The 21,949-nt window shown below is 62.3% G+C and carries 20 protein-coding genes and 1 pseudogene; 11 read left to right on the top strand and 10 right to left on the bottom strand.

From position 1 onward, the window contains the following. Nucleotides 1-402, bottom strand: a complete 402-nt coding sequence (locus AAHE99_RS04010; RefSeq protein WP_342114641.1) for a DUF2069 domain-containing protein — start codon at nucleotides 400-402, stop codon at nucleotides 1-3. Then, nucleotides 399-1,010, bottom strand: coding sequence for an NAD(P)H:quinone oxidoreductase (gene wrbA / locus AAHE99_RS04005; RefSeq protein WP_342114639.1), 612 nt, complete (start codon nucleotides 1,008-1,010; stop codon nucleotides 399-401). The genes AAHE99_RS04010 and wrbA overlap by 4 nt, the downstream gene beginning before the upstream one ends. A gap of 55 nt (nucleotides 1,011-1,065) precedes the next feature. On the opposite strand from wrbA, the gene AAHE99_RS04000 reads away from it, so the two are divergent. Next, nucleotides 1,066-2,418 carry a YihY family inner membrane protein gene (locus tag AAHE99_RS04000; protein WP_342114637.1) on the top strand — a complete coding sequence of 451 codons (1,353 nt, stop codon included), beginning with the start codon at nucleotides 1,066-1,068 and terminating at the stop codon, nucleotides 2,416-2,418. A gap of 6 nt (nucleotides 2,419-2,424) precedes the next feature. Here the strand turns inward: AAHE99_RS04000 and AAHE99_RS03995 are convergent, their stop codons facing one another. Beyond that, a complete protein-coding gene (locus AAHE99_RS03995; protein WP_342114636.1) occupies nucleotides 2,425-3,213 on the bottom strand; it encodes an alpha/beta fold hydrolase in 789 nt (262 codons plus the stop codon). Nucleotides 3,214-3,215: 2 nt separating this feature from the next. Beyond that, nucleotides 3,216-4,526, bottom strand: a complete 1,311-nt coding sequence (locus AAHE99_RS03990; RefSeq protein ID WP_342114634.1) for an O-acetylhomoserine aminocarboxypropyltransferase — start codon at nucleotides 4,524-4,526, stop codon at nucleotides 3,216-3,218. A 143-nt stretch (nucleotides 4,527-4,669) separates the two neighbouring features. Here AAHE99_RS03990 and AAHE99_RS03985 point away from each other — a divergent pair, with 143 nt between their 5' ends. Next, entirely contained in the window at nucleotides 4,670-5,128 is a 459-nt protein-coding gene (locus AAHE99_RS03985; RefSeq protein ID WP_342114631.1) for a CBS domain-containing protein, read from the top strand. A gap of 1 nt (nucleotide 5,129) precedes the next feature. On the opposite strand, the gene AAHE99_RS03980 is transcribed toward AAHE99_RS03985, so the two are convergent. After that, entirely contained in the window at nucleotides 5,130-7,391 is a 2,262-nt protein-coding gene (locus tag AAHE99_RS03980; RefSeq protein WP_446728888.1) for an EAL domain-containing response regulator, read from the bottom strand. 209 nt (nucleotides 7,392-7,600) lie between these two features. Between AAHE99_RS03980 and aroC the strand changes: the two genes are divergently transcribed. Beyond that, on the top strand, nucleotides 7,601-8,710 hold the full coding sequence (gene aroC / locus AAHE99_RS03975) for a chorismate synthase (protein ID WP_342114627.1): 1,110 nt from the start codon (nucleotides 7,601-7,603) through the stop codon (nucleotides 8,708-8,710). Further along, nucleotides 8,707-9,771 (top strand): annotated as a pseudogene (locus AAHE99_RS03970) (MFS transporter); the annotation flags it as partial. The gene aroC and the pseudogene AAHE99_RS03970, both read left to right, overlap by 4 nt. An 80-nt stretch (nucleotides 9,772-9,851) precedes the next feature. On the opposite strand, the gene AAHE99_RS03965 reads toward AAHE99_RS03970, so the two are convergent. Further along, nucleotides 9,852-11,330 (bottom strand): HDOD domain-containing protein, encoded by a 1,479-nt coding sequence (locus AAHE99_RS03965; protein WP_342114625.1) that lies wholly within the window; start codon nucleotides 11,328-11,330, stop codon nucleotides 9,852-9,854. Next, nucleotides 11,327-13,075 (bottom strand): putative bifunctional diguanylate cyclase/phosphodiesterase, encoded by a 1,749-nt coding sequence (locus AAHE99_RS03960; RefSeq protein WP_342114623.1) that lies wholly within the window; start codon nucleotides 13,073-13,075, stop codon nucleotides 11,327-11,329. The genes AAHE99_RS03965 and AAHE99_RS03960 overlap by 4 nt, the downstream gene beginning before the upstream one ends. Before the next feature lie 246 nt (nucleotides 13,076-13,321). On the opposite strand from AAHE99_RS03960, the gene AAHE99_RS03955 reads away from it, so the two are divergent. The 4 genes from AAHE99_RS03955 (at nucleotide 13,322) to AAHE99_RS03940 (ending at nucleotide 16,458) form a co-directional block, all read left to right on the top strand. Beyond that, on the top strand, nucleotides 13,322-15,004 hold the full coding sequence (locus tag AAHE99_RS03955; protein WP_342114621.1) for an isovaleryl-CoA dehydrogenase: 1,683 nt from the start codon (nucleotides 13,322-13,324) through the stop codon (nucleotides 15,002-15,004). Between the two features lie 39 nt (nucleotides 15,005-15,043). Further along, a complete protein-coding gene (upp, locus tag AAHE99_RS03950; RefSeq protein WP_342114620.1) occupies nucleotides 15,044-15,694 on the top strand; it encodes a uracil phosphoribosyltransferase in 651 nt (216 codons plus the stop codon). Nucleotides 15,695-15,697: 3 nt separating this feature from the next. After that, on the top strand, nucleotides 15,698-16,054 hold the full coding sequence (locus tag AAHE99_RS03945; RefSeq protein ID WP_342114619.1) for an Hpt domain-containing protein: 357 nt from the start codon (nucleotides 15,698-15,700) through the stop codon (nucleotides 16,052-16,054). Nucleotides 16,055-16,254: 200 nt separating this feature from the next. Beyond that, complete coding sequence (locus tag AAHE99_RS03940) at nucleotides 16,255-16,458, top strand: cold-shock protein (protein ID WP_028102570.1); 204 nt, start codon at nucleotides 16,255-16,257, stop codon at nucleotides 16,456-16,458. 120 nt (nucleotides 16,459-16,578) lie between these two features. Here AAHE99_RS03940 and AAHE99_RS03935 read toward each other — a convergent pair whose 3' ends face one another. Continuing rightward, nucleotides 16,579-17,484, bottom strand: coding sequence for a LysR family transcriptional regulator (locus tag AAHE99_RS03935; protein ID WP_342114614.1), 906 nt, complete (start codon nucleotides 17,482-17,484; stop codon nucleotides 16,579-16,581). 124 nt (nucleotides 17,485-17,608) lie between these two features. Here AAHE99_RS03935 and aceB point away from each other — a divergent pair, with 124 nt between their 5' ends. After that, nucleotides 17,609-19,198 (top strand): malate synthase A, encoded by a 1,590-nt coding sequence (aceB, locus tag AAHE99_RS03930; RefSeq protein WP_342114612.1) that lies wholly within the window; start codon nucleotides 17,609-17,611, stop codon nucleotides 19,196-19,198. A 53-nt stretch (nucleotides 19,199-19,251) separates the two neighbouring features. Here the strand turns inward: aceB and AAHE99_RS03925 are convergent, their stop codons facing one another. Next, on the bottom strand, nucleotides 19,252-19,902 hold the full coding sequence (locus AAHE99_RS03925; protein ID WP_342114610.1) for a 2-hydroxychromene-2-carboxylate isomerase: 651 nt from the start codon (nucleotides 19,900-19,902) through the stop codon (nucleotides 19,252-19,254). Between the two features lie 11 nt (nucleotides 19,903-19,913). After that, nucleotides 19,914-20,699, bottom strand: a complete 786-nt coding sequence (gene gloB / locus AAHE99_RS03920; protein WP_342114608.1) for a hydroxyacylglutathione hydrolase — start codon at nucleotides 20,697-20,699, stop codon at nucleotides 19,914-19,916. A gap of 20 nt (nucleotides 20,700-20,719) precedes the next feature. On the opposite strand from gloB, the gene AAHE99_RS03915 reads away from it, so the two are divergent. Together AAHE99_RS03915 and rnhA are read left to right on the top strand one after the other, a co-directional pair. Further along, entirely contained in the window at nucleotides 20,720-21,505 is a 786-nt protein-coding gene (locus tag AAHE99_RS03915; protein ID WP_342114606.1) for a class I SAM-dependent methyltransferase, read from the top strand. Continuing rightward, the gene (gene rnhA / locus AAHE99_RS03910) at nucleotides 21,492-21,932 is read left to right on the top strand and encodes a ribonuclease HI (protein ID WP_342114604.1); all 441 of its coding nucleotides are present in this window, start codon (nucleotides 21,492-21,494) and stop codon (nucleotides 21,930-21,932) included. Before AAHE99_RS03915 ends, rnhA begins: the two co-directional genes overlap by 14 nt. Nucleotides 21,933-21,949 lie beyond the last annotated feature (17 nt).

Raw genomic sequence — 21,949 nt, 5'->3', positions numbered from 1 at the left:
TCACTTGGTCTTGCTGGTGTTGACCTTTTCCAGCAGTTCTTTGGCGGCCTGCTTGGCAGCCCGCTTGTAAGGACGCACGTACAGGATGGCGCACAGGAAATAGACGACAACAATCGCCGCCTCGCCCCAGCCCAGCCACGGCATGGCCTTGTCGCTCCAGCCGCGCACCACGCCTTCGGTGAAGTACAGCAGGATCATCATCGAGGTCCACTGCAGCGTATAGATATCGCGTTTGATCACGCCCAGCAGGGGGAACAGCAGCGGCACGGCTTTGAGGACCATCCACGACCCGCCCGGTTTCAGCGGCGAGACCCACATTTCCCACGCCGCGCACCAGATGATGAGCAAGACCAGGCTGCCGATGGCGCCCCAATGGAAAAGTTTATGTTTGGTGCTGTTCATTTTTGTCCCCGCAGCTTCACGGCCGCTTCGGCCAGCCGGCGGCCCATTGCGAGCGCCAGGCGTTTCTCATCTTCCGTGAACGGTTTCTTGCCGTCCAGTCCCGACCAGTGGGTGGCGCCGTAAGGCGAGCCGCCGCTGGCCGTCGTCATCAATTCCGGATGGGTATAGGGCAGGCCCATCACCATCATGCCGTGGTGCAGCAAGGGCACCATCATCGTCAGCAGCGTCGACTCCTGGCCGCCGTGCTGGCTGCCGGTCGACGTAAACACGCAGGCCGGCTTGCCGGACAGGGTGCCGGACAGCCATTGGGCCGACGTCCCGTCCCAGAAATACTTCATGGCCGCCGCCATATTGCCGAAGCGGGTAGGGGAGCCCAGCGCCAGGCCGCCGCACTCCTCCAGGTCCTGCAGTTCGACATAGGGCGCGCCTTCCGCCGGTACTTCCGGCGCGGTCGCTTCCGTCACGGTGGAAACGGCCGGCACGGTGCGCAGGCGGGCGTCGCAGCCAGGTACCGATTCAATGCCTTGGGCAATCAGTTCCGCCAATTTGCGCACGGAGCCGTGCCGGGAATAATACAAAACAAGAATTGTGAGGTTAGTTCGGTTCATCAGCGCTATTATATGGCCCTTTACCAAGTAGCATAAAGATCAACAACAAGAACTGATGGCTCTAAAGTCTCTCTATACCAATGTCGCCCGCGCCTGCACCAAGGGCGTGGCGGAACTGCGTGCCCTGTCCTGGGGCGAGTTGCGCGACCTGCTGCGCTTTGCCCGGCGCCGCCTGCGCGAGGAAAGCCTGCCGCAGGTGGCGGGCGGGCTGACCTTCACCACCGTGTTCGCCCTGGTGCCGGTGCTGACCATTGCACTGGCGATCTTCACGACCTTCCCGATGTTTAATAGCTTCCGCACAGCGCTGGAGGCCTATTTCATCAAGAGCGTGATGCCGAAGGCAATCTCCAACACCATCCTTGGCTACCTTACAACGTTTGCCGCCAAGGCGACGCGCCTGTCGGCGGTCGGTGCGGTGACCCTGGTGCTGACGTCCGTGGCCATGCTGAGCATGATCGAGCGCGCCTTCAACCGGATCTGGCGCGTCAAAGCCGAGCGCCGCCTGATGCGGCGGGTGCTGGTGTACTGGGCCCTGATCACCCTCGGCCCCTTGTTGCTGGGCGTGTCGCTGACGCTGTCGAGCCATATTTTCGATGCCACCAGCGGCCTGATTGGGGCCGTGACGGGACCGGTTTTCTATACCCTGCTGTCGATATTGCTGACGACACTGGGCTTTACCTTCCTCTACATGACGGTGCCGAACCGGATGGTGGACTGGCGCGACGCGCTGTGCGGCGGCGCGCTGGCGGCCATTGCGTTCGAGCTGGCAAAGCGCGGCTTCGCCGTCTTTATCACCCAGGTGCCGACCTACTCGAAGGTGTACGGCGCACTGGCGGCGCTGCCCCTGTTCCTGTTGTGGATCTACCTTTCCTGGCTGATTACTTTGCTGGGCGCCTTGCTGACGGCGGCGCTGCCGGTCGTCAAATACGAACGCTGGTGGCATGAGGCGGTGCCGGGCGGCGAGTTTGTCGACGCCATGGCGGTGCTGAAAGTGCTGCACGAGGCGCGCGAGCGGGGCGACAACGCTGCCGTCAGTGCGGCGGAAATGCGGGGCCGTACGCGCCTGGGCTTTGATGAAATGGATGCCTTGCTGGAGCGGATGCTGGCGCCGGGCTGGGTGGCGAAGGTGAAGATCAAGCCGCCGCCGCGCGTGCAGTTCGGTAAGCGGGTCAGCGAAGGGGTTGATAACTGGGTGCTGCTGGCGAATGTGAACAAGGTGACGGTGGCCGACGTCTATCGCCTGTTCGTGTTCGGCGGCATGGCGCTGAACGCAGGCGTGCTGGCGGACTCCGACGACGAGATCGACCGCGCGGCCAGCCGCGATGCCGCCAACCTGGCGCGCCGGGTCGAAACCGCGGTGGAGTCAGGCCTGGGCGTGAGTCTGGCGCAGCATTTCGCAGCCGCCTGAGGCGGCTTAGCGCAGGAAGCTGGCCAGCGCGTCCAGCACGGCGTCCGGCTGCTCGGCCATCATCTGGTGGCCCGCATCGACGGTAACGGTGCGGGCGCCCGGCATTGCCGCCAGTAGCGCCTTGGTACTGCGCGGAGGCGTCATCATGTCCTTGCTGCCGAAAATGAACTGTACCGGGCAACGTATGCTAGCCGCTGCAACATCGCCATTCGCATAGGCATTACAAGCGGTAAAGTCGGTATGGAACAAACCAGGCTCGCCCTGGGCCGAGATCCGCTCCATCAGCCGCTTAGACATCCCCATCACCGAGAAGCCCGGCCCCGGGCAGGACGGTTTCTGCGCCATCGAGCTATGCGACCAGATATTCACCATATCGATCGCATCGCCCTCCGCATTCAGCGCCGCGTCGAGCAGCGCATCCGACACTTTCATCGGATAGGTGGCGCCCAGCAGCGCCAGGCGCGACACCCGGTCCTGCGCACGGTGTGCGGTTTCCAGCGCGATCAGGGAACCCATGCTGTGCCCCACCAGAGCCGCCTGGCCCACGCCCGCCGCATCCAGCACGGACAGCAGCCAGTCCGCCATCTCCTCGACGCTGCGCCGCGCCGGGCCGCCGCTGCGGCCATGGCCTGGCAAGTCCACCGCCAGCACGCCGAAGCCGTGATGCGCCAGATAGCGCGACTGCAGCGCCCACACCGAATGGTCATTCTGCGCACCATGGATGAAAACCACGGTTGGCAGCGCGGGGTCGAAGGCCTTGCCGCCTGTGTAGCAGTACGAATCACCGAGCATCATGCTCAAGCCCCTTTCTGCGAAGCTTTGAGCCCGCGCGCCAGGTCCTCCAGCAGGTCATCGGCATCTTCCAGCCCGACCGACAGCCGCATGGTGCCCTCCGCGATTCCGGCCGCCGCCAGCTGTCCGGCAGGCACACGGAAATGCGTGGTCGAAGCAGGGTGGATTACCAGCGAACGCGCATCGCCCACATTGGCCAGGTGCGAGAACACCTTCAGGCTGTCGACGAAGCGCTTGCCCGCCGCACGGTCGCCCTTGAGCGTGAAGGAGAGCACTGCGCCGGCGCCTTTCGGCAGCAGGCGCGCCGCCAGCGCGCGGTCTGGATGCGAATCCAGCTCGGGATACACCACCGATTCCACCGCCGCATTGGCAGCCAGGAATTCGGCCACACGGCGCGTATTGGCCACGTGCCGGTCCATGCGCACACCCAGCGTTTCGATCCCTTGCAGGATGGCGAAGGCATTGTGCGGACTCATGGCCGCGCCGAAATCGCGCAGCCCCTCGCGCCGCGCGCGCAGCGCAAACGGCGCCACGGTCGATTCCTCGGCAAACACCATGCCGTGGAAGCCGTCATACGGTTCGCACAGCTCGGCAAAGCGCCCGGTGGCGTTATATGCAGCCTGCCAGTCGAAGGTGCCGCCATCCACCAGCACGCCGCCGATGGCGGTGCCATGCCCGCACAGGAACTTGGTGGCCGAATGGAACACCAGGTCGGCGCCATGCTCGAAAGGGCGCAGCAGGTAGGGCGTGGTAAAGGTCGCATCGACCATCAGCGGCAGGTGGGCTTCATGCGCAATGGCTGCCACGCTGGGGATATCCAGTACGTCCAGCCCTGGATTGCCGAGCGTTTCGCCGAACAGCACCTTGGTATCAGGCCGGATCGCCGCGCGCCAGGCATCCAGGTCGCGCGGGTCGACGAAAGTGGTTTCAATGCCGAACCGCTTCAGCGTATAGCCAAGCAGGTTGTGCGAGCCGCCGTACAGCGCGCGCGACGATACGATGTGCGAGCCGGCGCCGGCAATCGTGGCCAGGCCGAGATGCATGGCCGCCTGGCCGCTGGCCGTGGCGATGCCCGCCACGCCGCCTTCCAGCGCTGCCATGCGCTCCTCCAGCACCGCATTGGTCGGATTGGAGATGCGCGAATACACGTGGCCGGCCCGTTCCATATTGAACAGCGCCGCCGCATGGTCTGAATCGCGGAAGGCAAACGAGGACGTAAAGTGGATGGGAACTGCGCGGCTGCCAGTGGATGGATCGGGCGTTGTGCCGGCATGCAGGGCCAGGGTATCGAAACCGGGATAGTTTGGTTTGCTCATGCGCGACATGCTATCGTGTTATTTATAATGTGAATACTGTTGCGTATCGATTAATCCAAAACTGGATTTTTCGCTTGGCTTACGCTAAATTCGATGGTAAGGCTTACAATAAAACCATAATCACCACCACAGGACGGCCCAAAATGAAAGTATCCGAAATTCTCCAAGTCAAAGGGAACATCCTCTACACGATTACGCCGGACCAGCCCCTGGTGGAAGCTGCGAATACCATGGCGGAAAAGGACATCGGTTCGCTGGTGGTAATGGAATATGGTGACCTGGTCGGCATGCTGACCTTCCGCGAGGTTCTGAAGGCCCTGCATTCGAACCAGGGTTCGGTCGGTGGCGGCACCGTGCGCAAGCACATGGATGACCACCCGATCACCGTTACCCCGGACACCGAGGTTAACGAAGTGCGCCGCATCATGCTCGAAAAGCACGCGCGCTACCTGCCGGTGATGAATGCCAAGACCCTGCTGGGCGTGATTTCCTTCTACGACGTGGCGCGCGCGGTGCTGGAAGCGCAAAGCTTCGAGAACCGCATGCTGAAGGCCTATATCCGCGACTGGCCGGCCGAGGAAGAAGAGAAGTCGGAGAACTAATTCAGGCGGCGCCAGCGAGGGCGTCGTTACTGAGCCAGCCCGACAGGGCTTCACCCGTCATCGGACGCGCAAACAGGAAGCCCTGTCCCAATGGACAGCCCAGGTTGTGCAGGATCTGCGCCTGGCGTTCGTCCTCCACCCCTTCCGCAATCACCGCCAGGCCCAGGTTGCGGCCCAGTTGCACCACCATTTCCGCGATGCTGCTGCCGCGCGCGGAGTTGGTGATTTCGGTGACGAAGGCGCGGTCGATCTTGAGCCGGTCGATCTGCAGCCGCTGCAGGTAGGACAGCGACGAGAACCCGGTGCCGAAGTCGTCGATCGCAATCGTGACGCCGGTTTGCTTGATCTGCGCCAGCATCTTGATCAGCAGGTCCGGTTCTTCCATGGCCATCGATTCGGTGATTTCCAGCTCCACGTACTCCGGTGGCGCACCGGTGTCGTGCAGGGCGTTGCGCAGCGTGTCGAGGAAATGCGGATGGCGGAACTGCACCTGCGACACGTTGATCGACATGGTGAATTCGGTATGGCCGGCAGCGCGCAGCGCCACCAGTTCCTGCATCGAAGTGCGCATCACCCATTCGCCGATCTCGATGATCAGGCCCGAATACTCGGCAATCGGGATGAAGCGGTCCGGCGAAACGAATTTGCCGTCCGGCGTCTGCCAGCGCAGCAGGGCTTCCGCACCCGAAGGGCGGCGGGTAGCCAGGTCGACTTGCGGCTGGTAGACAACAAAGAGTTGGTTCTGGCTGAAGCCCGTCCGCAAGGCGTGCATCATGCGCACGCGCTCGCGGATTTCCACGCCCATGCTGCGCGAGAAGTAGAAGTGGCCGGCGCGCTGCTGCGTCTTGGCGCGTTTCAGGGCGATGTCGGCGTCTTTCAGCGCATCGGCGCCGCTGCCGTCGTGTTCCAGCAGGCGCACCAGGCCCAGCGTGGCGGAAAGCTGCACGTCCTGGCCGTCGATGCTGAACGGGGTCGAGAACAGGCCGAGGATATTGGTCGGGTTGACCTGGCTGGCATCGCCAAGCACGCAGAAGATGTCGCCGCCAATACGCGCCACAGTCAGTTGCTTGCCAAGGCTGTTTTGCAGGCGCGCTGCGACCGACGACAGCAGCAGGTCGCCAAACTCGTGGCCAAGCGCATCGTTGGTTTCGGCGAAGTGGTCAAGGTCGACCAGGCATAGCGTGGCGTCCTGCTTGGCCGGGCCGGCCAGGGTGGCATCCAGGATTTCGATCAGGCGCGTGCGGTTCGGCAGCTTGGACAGGTTGTCGTAGAAGGCTGCGGTATGCAGGTGCGACACCAGTTCCACATTGTCCAGGCCCACGGCCACGTTGCTGCAGAAGACCTCCAGCAGGCTTTCTTCCAGTGGGGTTGGGGCGCGTTCCACGTCCATGTAGGCGACGAAGGTGCGGCTGGCCTTGCCGGCGAAATACAGCACGATACTTTCGCTGCTATAGATGTTGCGGCGCGCCGCCAGGCATTCTTCCATCGCCTTGTGGATGCACGGGTCGTCGCTGGCGAGCAGCTGGGAGTCGTAAAGATTGTGGTGGCTGCCTGTGGCTGCCATCACGACCAGCTCATGGCAGCCCGCATCCGGGCATTCCTGCACGCACAGCACACCGTGCGCCGGCTGGTCCAACAGCTCCGCAATCTGTATCAGCACACCGGAGGCGAAATTCTGCACGCCGTGCAGCGCCATCAGCTCGGTGCTGGACTGCACGATGCGCGACAGGCCGCGCCGGCTCTCGTTGATATTGCGGATCTGTTCATACGAGCGGATCGCCGCCGTCACGGTGGTGAACAGCTTGATGCGGGTCAGCTCGGACTTGGTCTTGTAATCGTTGATGTCGAAATCGCGGATGGCGTCGATCTCCGGCGCATAGCCAGGCTGCCCGGTGCGCAGGATGATGCGGACGTCGGCCAGTTTCAGGGTTTCGCGGATATAGCGCACCAGGTGCAAACCGGCGTCATCCTGCTCCATGACCACATCGAGGAGGATCACGGCGATTTCCTGTTCGTGCTGCAGCATCTCGCGCGCCTGGGCGGCGGAATAGGCGTGCACGAACTCCAGGGGACGATGCTGCATATCCAGATTGCCAAGGGCGAACGTGGTCGTCGAATGGACGTCTTCGTCGTCATCGATAATCATCACGCGCCAGACATTGCGCTGTGTTGTGGGAGCTGGCTGAGCCGTGTGCTCTTCTAAGAAAACCAGATCATCCTGATCGTCGTGGCCAGTGTCGGAGGCCGTGATCGAAGGGGGCATGTGTCACTTCTCCAAGGGGACTCGGTGTTCTTACGACTTAGTATATAGCGAATTGTTCCTGAGAACGACCATTAAAACACTTTCACAAGAGTTAACGAATAATGGTGTGCTACTTTTACCATAGATGTAGCTAAAAAGGCCAGCTTCTGCGGGTTTTGCCATTCCGCGTTAGAATGGGGAGTTCCCCTAAGCTACTTTTGCTCTCCATCATGTCTGGCAACTCCTTTGGCAAGCTGTTCACCGTTACCACCTTTGGCGAATCCCACGGCCCTGCAATCGGCTGCGTGATCGATGGCTGCCCCCCGGGCCTGGTCTTGTCGGAAGCCGACATCCAGCCGGAGCTGGATCGCCGCAAGCCTGGCACCTCGCGCCACGTGACCCAGCGCCAGGAGCCGGACACGGTGCAGATCCTGTCGGGCGTCTACCAGGGCGTCACCACCGGCACCCCGATTGCATTGCTGATCAAGAATGAAGACCAGCGCAGCAAGGATTACGGCAACATCGCGGAGAGCTTCCGTCCCGGCCACGCCGACTACACCTATTGGCACAAGTATGGCGTGCGCGACCCGCGCGGCGGCGGCCGCTCCTCGGCGCGCCTGACCGCTCCGGTGGTGGGCGCCGCGGCGATCGCCAAGAAATGGCTGAAGGAGAAGTACGGCACCGAGTTCGCCGGCTGCATGAGCCAACTGGGCGAGATCGAAGTGCCGTTCGAGGGTTTTGAACATGTGCCTTCCAACCCGTTCTTTGCCGCTACCTCGGACGCGGCCCTGATCGAGCGCATGGAAGACTATATGGACAGCCTGCGCAAGGATGGCGATTCCATCGGCGCCCGCATCGACGTGGTGGCGCGCAACGTGCCGGTCGGCCTGGGCCAGCCAATCTACGACAAGCTGGATGCCGACATCGCCTACGCCATGATGGGTATCAACGCGGTGAAGGGGGTGGAAATTGGCGCCGGTTTCGACAGCGTGGCCCAGCGCGGTTCCGAGCATGGCGACGAACTGACCCCGGAAGGCTTTGTCGGCAATAACGCCGGCGGCGTTCTGGGCGGCATTTCGACCGGCCAGGACATCACTGTTTCCATCGCCATCAAGCCGACTTCCTCGATCCGCACCCCGCGCCGCTCCATCGACAAGGAAGGCAACCCGGTCATGGTCGAAACTTTCGGCCGCCACGACCCATGCGTCGGCATCCGCGCCACGCCGATTGCGGAAGCGATGCTGGCCCTGGTGCTGATGGACCACGCGCTGATGCACCGCGCGCAGTGCGGCGACGTGGAAGTCGCCACCCCGGATATCGCAGCGGCGCATAAGGCGTGATCCCGGCGCAGGCATTCGGGTTCGCGCTTTTCCTCTTCTGCTATTACGCTTACGCCGGAACCTTCTCGACTTACGCCAGCCTGTATTTCCAGGGCAGGGGGATGTCGGTAGCGGAAATCGGCGTCCTGATGTCGCTGATCCAGGTGCTGCGCATCTTCGGCCCCAATGTCTGGGGCTATGTTGCGGACCACTCAGAGCGCCGCGTCTTCGTGCTGCGCCTGACCGGCGCGGCGGCCCTGGTCACATTTTCCGGCTTCATCTTCGGCTCCACTTTCGCGCATTTCTTCGCTGCGATGGTGCTGGTGAACCTGTTCACCAGCGCCCAGGGCCCGATCTGCGAGGCGCTGATGCTGTCCGAAATGCGCGGCGACCTCACATACTATGGCCGCATCCGGCTGTGGGGCTCGATCGGCTTCATCGTCACGGTCATGCTGTCGTCCTTCCTGATGGACTGGCGCGGCACCGGTGCGCTGATCTGGTTCTGCGCCGTGTTGCTGGTCTTCGTGCTGGCCTCCGCCTTCCGCCTGAAGGAGGTGCCGCGCCTGCTGCACGCGGGCAAGCCGCCGGCCCTGCTGTCGGTGCTGCGCAGGAAGGAAGTGCTGGCCTTCTTCGCTTCCACCGCGCTGATGGTGGCGGCCCACAGTTCGCTCTACACCTTCTACTCGCTGTATCTGGAGAAGCAGGGCTATAGTAAAACCGTGACGGGCCTGATGTGGTCCGTCGGTGTGGTGGCTGAAGTGCTGCTGTTCTACTACCAGGCGCCCTTGTTCAAGCGCTGGGGCGCGAAAAAGCTGATGTATGCCTGCTTCGCCTTCGGCGTGGTGCGCTTTGCCATGATCGGCGCCGCGCCGCATGCGCTGGCCTTGCTGGTGGCGGCGCAGGTCATGCACGCCGCGTCGTTCGCGCTGCACCACTCGGCTTCGGTGCAGACCATGCAGCGCTGGTTCGGCGGCGCCTTGCAGGCGCGCGGCCAGGCGCTGTACATCAGCATCTCCTACGGCATTGGCGCGACCTGCGGCAGCCTGGGTTTGACCCAGGTCTGGCAGGCGGCCGGACCGCAAGCTATCTATTACGTGGCGTCGGGGCTGGTGGCGCTGGGCGCCGTCGCTGCTGCCTTGAGCTACCGCTGGCAGCGGACTGATCAGGCAGCGCGGTGGACGGTGCCCACCTGGTGGCGGCGCTCGGCCGCTTTCATCACCACGGAACGGATGTCGTTCAGCAGCGAGAACTCGGTCGGGCTGAGATGGATGGCCGGGAATGAATCATCCCAGTCACCGTACAGGAAGCCGGTCGGCTGGCCGTTGGAGCACAGCGGCAGGATCACAAAACTGCGCGCATCGCTCAGCGTATCGCGCCACCATGCCGGCAGCTTGGCCGCGAATTTCGGATCGGCCGCATTTTCGATAAAGATCACGCGGTCGCTGCTCAACGCGGCATGGAACACATTCGGCTCGTAAGCGTCGGCAAACTGCATGGCCGGCAAGTGCTCGCGCACGTTCTCACCCAGGCACATGCGCGCCGCGTACTTGTTCTCGCGGCGGTTGCGCACAAAGGCCACCGCGCGGGTGAACTGCAGGCCCTTGAACACCGTTTCGAGGGCGATCGACACCATCTGGCCCGGGCTTGCGGTCTCCAGCGAGTCGCGCATATCGGACAGGCCGCTGAGCAGGATATTGTTGCTGGCATCGCGCTGGCGGGTTTGCGCCAGCGCCTTGGCGCGGCGTTCGGCCGGCTTGGACAGCGGGGCGATCGACAGGTCGCTGGCCGCCACCACCTTGGCCTGTTCAATGGCCTGTTCCAGCTTGTCGGCGCTGACGCCGATCATGCCGGAATAGCGCGCGGTGATGCGGCGTACTTCCGCGGCGCCTTCCTCATCGTCGTGCCATAGGGCGCCGGCGCAGGCGCAGGACATGGTCGACACGCCTGCCACCCAGTCCTCATGGCTCAAGGGTTCGGCCGGCGCGTCGCCGGCCGGCGGTTCCAGCGTGCGCATGCCGCTAATCAGGTTGCCTGGCAGGCCCCAGTGCTGCGCTGCGGCGCGGCCGATATCCTGCAGGCTCAGGCCGAGCAACTCGATGGCGGCGCTGTCTTCCTTGCCCTCACCGGTTGCTTCCTGCAGCGCGGTCCAGCGCTCCGGCATATAGAAGGTGACCATCATGCGGCCCAGCGTTTGCAGCATGGAGCACACCACGGCTTCTTCGCCATGCTTGTTCTCGGCCGATGCGGACACTTCACGCGCGACGATGCCGGCCAGGACGGCCTTTTCCATTTCAATGTGGGCCATGCCGGAATCCGGCGACACCACGGACAGTTCCTCGATCAGCTTCAGGCCCAGGGCCAGGTGGCCGATGGCCTCGGTGCCCAGCACCAGTACCGCCTTGCTGACGGTGTTGATATGCTGGCCAAAGGCGGAATACATGCCGCTATTGGCCAGGCGCAGCACTTTCTGCGTCAGGACAGGGTCCGACAGCACGGTGCGCGCCATATCGAATTCGCTTTCGTCTTCGCCGCGCATGGCGCCGAGGATGGAGGTGATTGCCTTGGCGAAGCCCGGCATATCGCCTTGCAGGCGCGTGCGTTCCCACAGCGTGTTCAGGGTCTGGGTGCCGAGCGTGCTCATTGGGCCACCTGCCGCAGTTCTTCAGTGGCCTGGTGCTCCGGCATCAGCGACGCGTAGGTGCGCTCCTTGAGTGCCGCCATCGCCGTATGCGCAGCCATTGGGCGGCCGGTCAGAAAGCCTTGCACGTACTGGCAGCCGCGCTGTTCGACATATTGCAGCTGGTCTTCGGTCTCCACGCCTTCCGCTACCACGGACAGGTCCAGGTGCTTGGCCAGGTCCAGCACGGCGTTGCAGATCGCGCCGTCCTTTTCCGAGCCAGGCAGGTCGCGGATAAAGGTACGGTCAATCTTCAGGACCGAAATCGGGAAGCGCTTCAGGTAGGACAGGGATGAGTAGCCGGTGCCGAAATCGTCGATCGCAATGCGGGCCTTGCGTTCGGCCATCTTGGAGAGGATGGTTTCGGCATGCACCGGATCGATCATCAGCGTGCCTTCAGTAATTTCTAACACCAATTGTTCACCAGGCAGGCCGGAAAAGGCCAGCGCATCGTCAAGTACATCAAGGAATTTATCATTGCGGAATTGCCGCGGGCTGATATTAACAGAAATGTAAAGCGGCCGTTTGGCCACTTCCTGGAACTGTTTCAGCTGCACGCAGGCCGACTTCAGCGCCCAGGCGCCAAGCAGGTTGATCAAGCCATTGGTTTCGGCAATCGGGATAAAGCGTCCAGGCGGCACCATGCCGAGGGTAGGGTGCTTCCAGCGCATCAGGGTTTCAAAGCCCTCGATTTCGCGCGTGCCCGAATTCACGATCGGCTGGTAGTACAGCAGGAATTCACCCTCGCGCACCGCCTGGAACATCGCTGCTTCCAGCGAAATATCGTGTTCCGGCGGACCGCTATGGCGCTGGCTGTAGACTACGCAGCGCGCCTTGCCGGTTTCCTTGGCGCGCGACATGGCGGCATCGGCCAGGGCCACCAGGCGCACCTCGTCTTCCGCGTGTTCGGGATAGACCGAAATGCCCAGCGAGGCGCTGACATAGATTGTGTGCTGCTCGACTTCGAAAGGCGATTGCAGCGTAGCGAGCAGGCGGCCGGTCACCAGCTTGATCTGCGCCTCGTTGTAAGTGCCCGGCAGCACAGCGACGAATTCATCGCCGCCCACGCGCGCCAGGGTATCGCTGTCGCGCAGCGTTTTGCGCAAGCGCGCCGCAGCCATTTTCAGCACGGCGTCGCCGACTGGATGGCCCAGGCCATCGTTCACTTTCTTGAAGCTGTCGAGGCCAATGGTGGCCACGGAAAAGCCCTGGCCCGAACGGCGCGCCTGGGCGATGGTCATGCGCAGGCGGTCGGTCAGCAGCAGGCGGTTCGGCAGTTCGGTCAGCGCGTCGTGCGTGGCCATATGGCGCAGGCGCTCTTCGGTCGCATGCTGGGCCGTCATGTCGCGGCCGATCACCAGCAGCTCGTATGCCTTGGTGCCGGTGACGTAGCTGCTCACGCGCAGCTCGAACCAGATTTCCTGCTCGGGGGTCTTGAGGCGTACTTCGGCGCGGTTGGCGCCGCGCGCCTGGATGGATTCTGACAGGGCGGACTTGAGAGCGGCGTGATCGAGATCGGAAATGAATGCTAGGAAAGGCTGGCCTTCGAGTTCCTTGCCATTGCCCAGCAGGTTGATGCTGCGCTGGCTGGCGAACAGGATTTGCCCCATCAGATTCAGCCTGAACACGACATCGCCTGCTTCCTCGAGAAGAAGGTTGGCCTCATGATGCGATGACGGTAAGGGCACTGTCGGGGAGCTGGAAAGCATTGTTGCGCTCGATTCTTTCTCTTCAGGTCGTAACCAGAGAGAAATGTATCACTTAAAGCTCATGTTTTACATGAAAAACGACAACATTAGTGCATGTTTTTAAGAAAAATGTTGCCCTGCATCAGTTTTAAATGAATTCAGAAGAAGTTTGATGCTTTATTAAGCAATATTTCCGCTCCGCTGCACCTTGCTTGCTGTGAAAGTTTGCGTTAGCCTCGGGTTACACAGGAAGCCGAGGAGAGCGAAATGAACCGTTTCGACACGCACGAGGTTTTCAACCAGGTCGCACCGTTTGAAAACGTAAACCTGTTCACCTGCGACGTTGCGCTTCGCGAAGCATTGGAGCGTGAAGGCGGAGCGTTTGCCACCGCATCGCTGATGGAATTGGGAGCGGAACTGGGCACCTCGGCCATGCAGGAGCTGGCGCGGCAAGCCAATGAGCACCCGCCTGTCCTCAACAATTTCGACCGCAGCGGACGCCGCATCGACGAAGTCGAATTCCACCCCGCCTGGCACCAGCTGATGGAGATGCTGATTGCCGCCGGCGCCCATGCCTCGCCGTGGGAAGGCAAGCACCCGCACCACGGCTCCCAGGTTGCGCGCGCGGCCCGCTACATCCTGTTCGGGCAGCTGGAGAATGGCTCGCAATGCCCGGTCACCATGACCTATGCCAGCGTTCCCGCGCTGCGCCAGAGTCCCGGCCTGGCGGCGCGCTGGCTACCGAAGATCCTGTCGCGCGTCTACGATCCGAGCCCGCTGCCGATTGAAGAAAAGCGCGGCGCCCTGATCGGCATGGGCATGACCGAAAAGCAGGGCGGTTCCGACCTGCGCGCCAACACCACGCGCGCCGAGGCGGTGGCCGCCAGCGAAGTGCGCGACCTGTTCGGCGCCGACAGCGAACCGGTGTACCGCCTGACCGGCCACAAATGGTTTTACTCCGCCCCGCAATGCGACGCCCACCTGGTGCTGGCGCAGATCGAAGGCGAGGGCCTGACCTGCTTCCTGGTGCCGCGCTTCCTGCCGGACGGCGCCCGCAACCAGGTGCGCGTGCAGCGCCTGAAGCAAAAGCTCGGCAACAAATCCAACGCATCCTCAGAAGTGGAGTTCACCGGCGCCTATGGCTGGCTGCTCGGCGCACCGGGCCGCGGCGTGCCGACCATCCTGGAAATGGGCAACCACACCCGGCTCGATTGCGTGCTCGGCACCGCCGGCATCATGCGCGCCGCGCTGACCCAGGTGCTGCACCATGCCCGCCGCCGCAGCGCCTTCGGCAAACCGCTGGCGGAACAGCCGCTGATGCAGAACGTACTGGCCGACCTGGCGCTGGAGTCCGAGGCTGCGACCGTGTTCGCCATGCGCCTGGCGCGCTGCTTCGACCATATGGACAATCCCGCCGAAGCCTTGCTGGCGCGGCTGCTGACGCCAGCCGGCAAATACTGGATCTGCAAACGCGGCCCCGGTTTTGGCGCCGAAGCGATGGAAGTACTGGGCGGCAGCGGCTATGTGGAAGAGAGCTCGCTGGCGCGCCTGTACCGCGAACTGCCGGTCAACTCGATCTGGGAAGGATCGGGCAACGTGATGTGCCTGGACCTGCTGCGGGCACTGTCGAAGTCCAGCCAGGCGCAGGAAGTGCTGGCCGCCGAACTGGGGGAGGGCAGCCACGCCGACCCCGAGTATGTGCGCTTCACCAGCCAGTTGCTGGCCGACCTGCCAAAAGCGCGCGAGGACGAGTTCGGCGCCCGCCACCTGGCCGAGCGGATCGTACTGGCGATCCAGGCCGGCCTGCTGCTGCGCTATGCGCCAGGCTTCGTCAGTTCCGCCTTCGTCGCCACCCGCCTGGCGCGCGAGCCCGGCGGCGCCTACGGAAGGTTGCCTGCAGGCACTAACTGTGAAGCCATACTACAGCGGGCGCTGGTGGAAAACGCCTGAGACTGGGATAATGCCGCCACAACTTTCTTACGAATTAATATGAAACAAGATCCGCGCTTTCCTAACCTGTTCATTACCGACCACCCGCTGATCCAGCACAAGCTGAGCCATATGCGCGACAAATCGACGTCGACGCGTACCTTCCGTGAGCTGCTGAAAGAGATCACCCTGCTGATGGGTTACGAAATCACCCGTGAGCTGCCGCTGACCACGCGCGAAATCGAAACCCCGCTGCAGACCATCCAGGCGCCGGTGATTGCCGGCCGCAAGCTGGCGGTGGTGCCTATCCTGCGTGCCGGCGTCGGCATGAGCGACGGCCTGCTGAACCTGGTTCCATCGGCCCGCGTCGGCCACATCGGCGTGTTCCGCGACCCGGAAACCCACCAGCCGGTGGAATACCTGGTGCGCCTGCCGGACCTGGTGGACCGTACCTTCATCCTGTGCGACCCGATGGTGGCGACCGGCAATTCCGCCGTGCACGCGGTGGATGTGCTGAAAAAGCGCGGCGTCGCCGACGACCAGATCATCTTCCTGGCCCTGGTTGCCGCACCGGAAGGCATCGAAGTGTTCCAGAAATCGCACCCGAACGTGAAGATCTTCTGCGCTTCGCTGGATTCCCACCTGAACGACCACGCCTACATCATCCCGGGCCTGGGCGACGCAGGCGACCGCATCTTCGGCACCAAGTAAGCCATGGCCCAGCCAGTCGACCCAGCATTCCACGACCGGCTGCAAGCCTTGCGCGACAAATACGCCGCCAGCGTTCCCGAACGCATGGCGGCGATCCGTGACGGCCTGGCGCTCTGCGTCGAGGCCGGCCAAACCCCCGCTAATATCGAACAACTGCACCACGCACTGCACAGCGTGGCCGGCTCAGCCGGCTCGTTCGGCTTTCACGCGCTGGGCGACGAGTCGCGCCGCATCGAGCAAATGGTACGCGGCGTGATGGAAGCGGGCGCCCCCTGGGCTGGTATTGAAGTGGCCGTACAGGCACTGTTGCTATGGGCCGACAAGGACTTTCGCGCAGACAAATTTGGTACGCACGATTGATATTTATCAAACAAGATTAACAAATCTTGTCTATAGTTACATACACATGTGCGAGATCTGTTGAAATACAAGTGAATTAATTTTCGTTGTCACGTGTTTTTAACAGGTATTTCGGTATAATGCGGGATCGTTTTGATTCAGGTAACTGGGTTTAAACGGTATCACGGGCGAAAGCTCACTTAACTGTAATAGGAATTGTAATGGCAACTGGTATCGTAAAATGGTTCAACGACGCTAAGGGTTTTGGTTTCATCACCCCTGACGAAGGCGGCGAAGATCTGTTTGCTCACTTCTCGGCTATCCAGAGCAACGGCTTCAAGTCGCTGCAGGAAAACCAACGCGTATCTTTCGACGTGACCTCCGGCCCAAAAGGCAAGCAGGCGTCGAACATCCAGCCTCTGTAATCGAGACCGGATCAAACGATAAAAAATCCTCGGAATCCGAGGATTTTTTTTCGCCCCTACACCCGAGCCCGTGTCCCACCTTGGGGTCACACCCCAAGTGGGACACGGGCTGGGCAGTAGTCAGCGGCGATGGAAGTAGCCTGGCTGCGCGTAGGTGCGGCGCAGGAAGTCCACGAAGGCGCGGATGCGCAGCGGCAGGTGGCGGCGCTGGGTAAACACCGCGTAGATGTCGTTGCCCGGGGCTGCATACTGGCTCAGTACAGGCCTCAAGCGGCCAGCCTCGATATCCGCCCCCACTTCCCACATCGAACGCCAGGCCAGGCCTTTGCCGTTCAACACCCAATCGTGCAGCACTGCACCGTCGTTGCAGCTCATATTCCCCGAAATCTTCAGCGTGACGTTCTTGTCGCCATCGCGGAAAGTCCAGCCGCGCTGGCTGCCTTCGCTGCTGATCGTCATGCAGTTATGTTTGGACAAGTCGTCCAGCGATTTCGGCACGCCGTGGCGCTTCAGGTAGGCCGGCGTGCCCACCACCACGCGGTGGTTATCGGCCAGCTTCACGCTCACCAGGTTCGAATCCGATAGCGACGCGATGCGGATTGCCACATCGACGCCTTCGCCGATCAAGTCCACCACGCGGTCGTTGAGGTTGAGCGTCACGGACACGTCACGATGTTCCGCTACAAAGGAAGGGATCAGCGGCGCCACATGCTGGCGGCCAAAGCCGGCCGGTGCTGAAATCAGCAGATGCCCTGTTGCGCGGGCGCTGCGTTCCGCCACGGCGGCTTCGGCCGATTCGAGCTCTGCGAGGATGCGTTGGCAATCCTCAAGGAATGCCGTGCCTTCGTCCGTCAGCGCCAGCTTGCGCGTGGTACGCTGGAGCAGTTTGACGCCGAGCCGTTGTTCCAGCGCATCAAGCCTGCGCCCGATCATGGCCGGTGCGATGCCCTCCGCGCGCGCTGCTGCCGACAGGCTGCCCCGGTTGACGACTTCGACAAAGGTGGAGATTTGCTTGAACTGATCCATGGAACCTCATTTGTGACTAAAACGCACAGATGATGTGCGTTTTAGTCTTGTTTCATTATGTTTTTAGTCAATATACTGGAAAACATCAAATCACAACACTAATCGTCATTACTGGAGAAAGAACATGAGCATCACTTTGCCTGCAGGTATGCAAATCACCGGTGAAATCAAGCCGGGATTCGAACGCGTGCTGACCCCCGAAGCGCTGGCCCTGGTGGCTAAGCTGAGCCGCGAATTCGAACCGCGCCGCCAGGAATTGCTGGCCAAGCGCGTCGAGCGCGCCAAGCGCCTGGATGCCGGCGAGCGTCCGGACTTCCTGGCTGAAACCGCGCATATCCGCAATGGCGACTGGAAGATCGCGCCGATCCCTAAGGCACTGGAATGCCGCCGCGTGGAAATCACCGGCCCGGTCGAACGCAAGATGGTGATCAACGCACTGAATTCCGGCGCCGACTCCTACATGACCGACTTTGAGGACTCCAACACCCCGAACTGGGATAACCAGATCAGCGGCCAGATCAATATGCAGGATGCGGTCCGCAAGACCATCGCGCTGGAGCAGAACGGCAAGTCCTACAAGTTGAACGACAAGACCGCCACCCTGGTAGTGCGCCCACGCGGCTGGCACCTGGATGAAAAGCACGTGACGGTGGACGGCAAGCGCGTCTCCGGCGGCATTTTCGACTTCGCCCTGTTCATGGTCCACAACGCCAAGGAGCAGCTGGCACGCGGCGCCGGTCCGTACTTCTACCTGCCGAAGATGGAGTCGCACCTGGAAGCGCGCCTGTGGAACGACATCTTTGTCATGACCCAGAAAGAGCTGGGCCTGCCGCAAGGCACCATCAAAGCCACCGTACTGATCGAAACCATCCTGGCAGCGTTCGAGATGGACGAAATCCTGTACGAGCTGCGCGAGCATAGCTCCGGCCTGAACGCCGGCCGCTGGGACTACATCTTCAGCTGCATCAAGAAGTTCAAGCTGGATAAGGACTTCTGCCTGGCCGACCGCGCCAAGGTCACCATGACCGCACCATTCATGCGTGCCTATGCATTGCTGCTGCTGAAGACCTGCCACAAGCGCAATGCACCGGCAATCGGCGGTATGGCGGCGCTGATCCCGATCAAGAACGATCCGGAGAAGAACGAAGTGGCAATGGGTGGCGTACGTAACGACAAGGCGCGCGATGCGACCGATGGCTACGACGGTGGCTGGGTGGCGCACCCAGGCCTGGTGGAACTGGCCATGGGCGAGTTCAAGAAAGTGCTGGGCGACGCGCCGAACCAGATTTCCAAGCAGCGTCCGGACGTGGAAGTGACTGCCGCCGAACTGCTGGACTTCAAGCCGGAAGCGCCGATTACCGAGGCTGGCCTGCGCTACAACATCAACGTCGGCATCCACTACCTGGGCAGCTGGCTGAATGGCAACGGCTGCGTGCCGATCCATAACCTGATGGAAGATGCGGCGACTGCCGAAATCTCCCGCTCCCAGGTGTGGCAGTGGATCCGTTCGTCCAAAGGTGTGCTGGAAGATGGCCGCAAGGTTACCGCTGATATGGTGCGCGCGATGATCCCTGAAGAACTGCCGAAGGTGAAAGCCTCCGCACCGGACGGCTCCACCCCGGCTTACGACCGCGCGGCGCAGATCTTTGAGAAGATGTCGACTTCGGAAGCGTTTGAAGAGTTCCTGACGCTGCCGCTGTACGAAGAAATCTAAACCGGTACGCGGCAACCGCGAATACGGGTCAGACCCTTGGGTCTGACCCAGGTTTACCGGTTTGGGCGTGTCGCCAGCGGCGCCCGCGCCAAAAACTCCAGCAAACGCGCCTCGTCGATACGATGGCCCGCAATCCTGCGCAGCAGACCGTCCACCCGGTCCGCACCCCAGAACAGCTCCCCCTCATACACAAAGCTCGGCACACCGAAAATACCGCTGCCGATCGCCTGCTCGGTCGCCCGCGCCAGTTGTGCCTTCACCTCCGGCGTCGAAGCCGCTGCCACCAGCGCCTCCCCATCCAGCCCGCAATCCCGCGCCACACGCGCCAGCATGCTGAAATCCTGCGCATCCTGCCCCTGTTCCCAGCACGCCGCCATCACCGCCGTCACGAACGCGATGCGCTCCGAGCGCCCTGTAATCGCCGTCGCCATGCGCAGCATCGGCAGCGGATTGAACGGATGCCCCGGCGGCCCCGCAAACGGCAAACCCTGCGCATCCGCCTGGCGCATCACATCGCGGAAGGTCAGCGCCCGCTTGGCCGGCACCTCGGCCGGGCCAACCAGCCCATGGTGGGTCAACATGGCCGCAAACAGCACCGGCACCATCTCCACCTGCACGCCAGCCGCCTCAATGCGCGGCACCTGTTTGGTAGCCAGCCATACGAATGGGCTGATGGGATCAACGTACATGCGAACGGTCTGCATAATTCTCCTGGTCAGAAGTTGTTTTTCCACTCGCGCAGCGCCGCAAAGACCGCAACAGGAGCCTCCCCGCCGTGCAGCTTGCCCGCCGCGCGCAATTGCGCTGCGATTTCAGGCTCACGATAACGCAGGAATGGATTTGTTGCACGCTCCAGGCCGATGGTGCTAGGGACTGTCGGCTGCCCACGCTCCCGTGTCGCCGTATCCGCCGCCACGCGCGCCCGCAGCGCCGCATTGCCCGGTTCCACCGCGCTGGCGAAACGCAGGTTCGACAGCGTGTATTCATGGGCGCAAAACACCTTGGTCGCTTCCGGCAGCGCCGCCAGCTTGCCAAGCGAGGACACCATCTGCTCCGGCGTGCCCTCAAACAGCCGCCCGCAGCCGCCCGCAAACAGCGTATCGCCGCAGAACACCCACGGCTCCGCACCGTCGCGGACATAAGCGATATGCCCACGCGTATGGCCAGGTACCTCCAGCACCCGCAAAGCCAGGTCCAGGCCCGGCACCTCGAGCTGGTCGCCTTCGTCCAGCGGCACCGTAACAGCCCCAATCCCATCATGGCGCGGGCCGAAAACCGGCACTTGGAAACGCTCCAGCAGGGCTGGCACGCCTCCGATGTGGTCAGCATGGTGATGGGTGAGTAGAATGGCGGTAAGCGCCAGCTTATGTTCCCGCAAGGCAGCAAGGATTGGCGACGCATCACCCGGATCGACTGCCGCAGCGTTGCAGCCATCGTGGATCAGCCAGAGGTAGTTATCCTTGAAGGCGGGGACGGTGAGGACGGAAACAGGTTTGCTCATAGGTTCACTAAAGGGACTGCATGGATAGCGCAACATCGGACGAATCCATTATAGCGTTCGACAAATGGCTGGAAACACCGCCAGGGGCATACGTGCGCGCCTGGGAGCAGGCATGCCTGGACAAGATGGTAGCCGACATCTTCGGCTTCAACGCCGTCCAGATCGGCATGCCCCAGATCGATGCACTGGCCGCCAACCGCATGCCGCACCAGTGGCTAGCCGACATCCGCCTGCACCCGCGCCAATCGGGCAGCGAACGCGCCGTGGCGCTGACCCTGGATAGCGTTGAGCTGCCGTTTGCCAGCAATAGCATGGATTTGGTGGTACTGCCGCACGTGCTGGAGTTTTCCGCCGATCCGCACCAGGCGCTGCGCGAAGTGGAGCGCGTACTGATTCCAGAGGGGCAGGTCATCATTTGCGGCTTCAACCCGGCCAGCCTGTGGGGCCTGCGCCAGTTGACGGGGCGCCTGACTGGATCGCACTACCTGCCAAGGGCAGGCGAGTTCATTTCCATGCCGCGCATCAAAGACTGGTTAAAATTGCTGAATATGGGTGTCAGCCATACCCATCTCGGTTGTTACGCACCGGCCTGCCGCACCGAACGCTGGCTGGCGCGCTACGCCTTTATGGACCGCGCCGGCACAAAGTACTGGCCGTATTTTGGCGCCGTGTATATGGTGCAGGCGATCAAACGCGTAAAAGGCATGCGCCTGATCGGCCCGGCCTGGAAACAAAAACCGGCAGCTGCGCCAGTGGCAGTGCCGGCAACAAACAAACACAAAGAAAGCTTCGATGGAAAAAGTTGAGATTTACACCGACGGCGCCTGCAAGGGTAATCCTGGCACCGGCGGCTGGGGCGCCTTGCTGATCGCGGGCGACGCCAAGAAGGAACTGTACGGCGGCGAGCTGAATACCACCAATAACCGCATGGAGCTGACGGCGGTGATCGAATCGCTCAGGGCCCTGAAGCGGCCGTGCGAAGTTGTGCTGCATACCGACAGCCAATACGTCCAGAAGGGCATCAGCGAATGGATCCACGGCTGGAAAGCGCGCGGCTGGAAGACCGCCACCAAGGAACCGGTCAAGAATGCCGACCTGTGGCAGGCCCTGGACGCAGCCCAGGCGCTGCACACCGTGGACTGGCGCTGGGTGCGCGGCCACAACGGCCACCCGGGCAACGAACGGGCCGACCAGCTGGCCAACTTGGGCGTGGAAACGGTGCGCCGGAAATAAGGCCTGTTATACTGCTC

It is taken from the genome of Pseudoduganella sp. OTU4001 (assembly GCF_038440195.1).
Lineage (GTDB): Bacteria > Pseudomonadota > Gammaproteobacteria > Burkholderiales > Burkholderiaceae_D > Rugamonas.
Note: the sequence above shows the minus strand (reverse complement) of the source record. Positions and strands in the feature narration are given on the sequence as shown.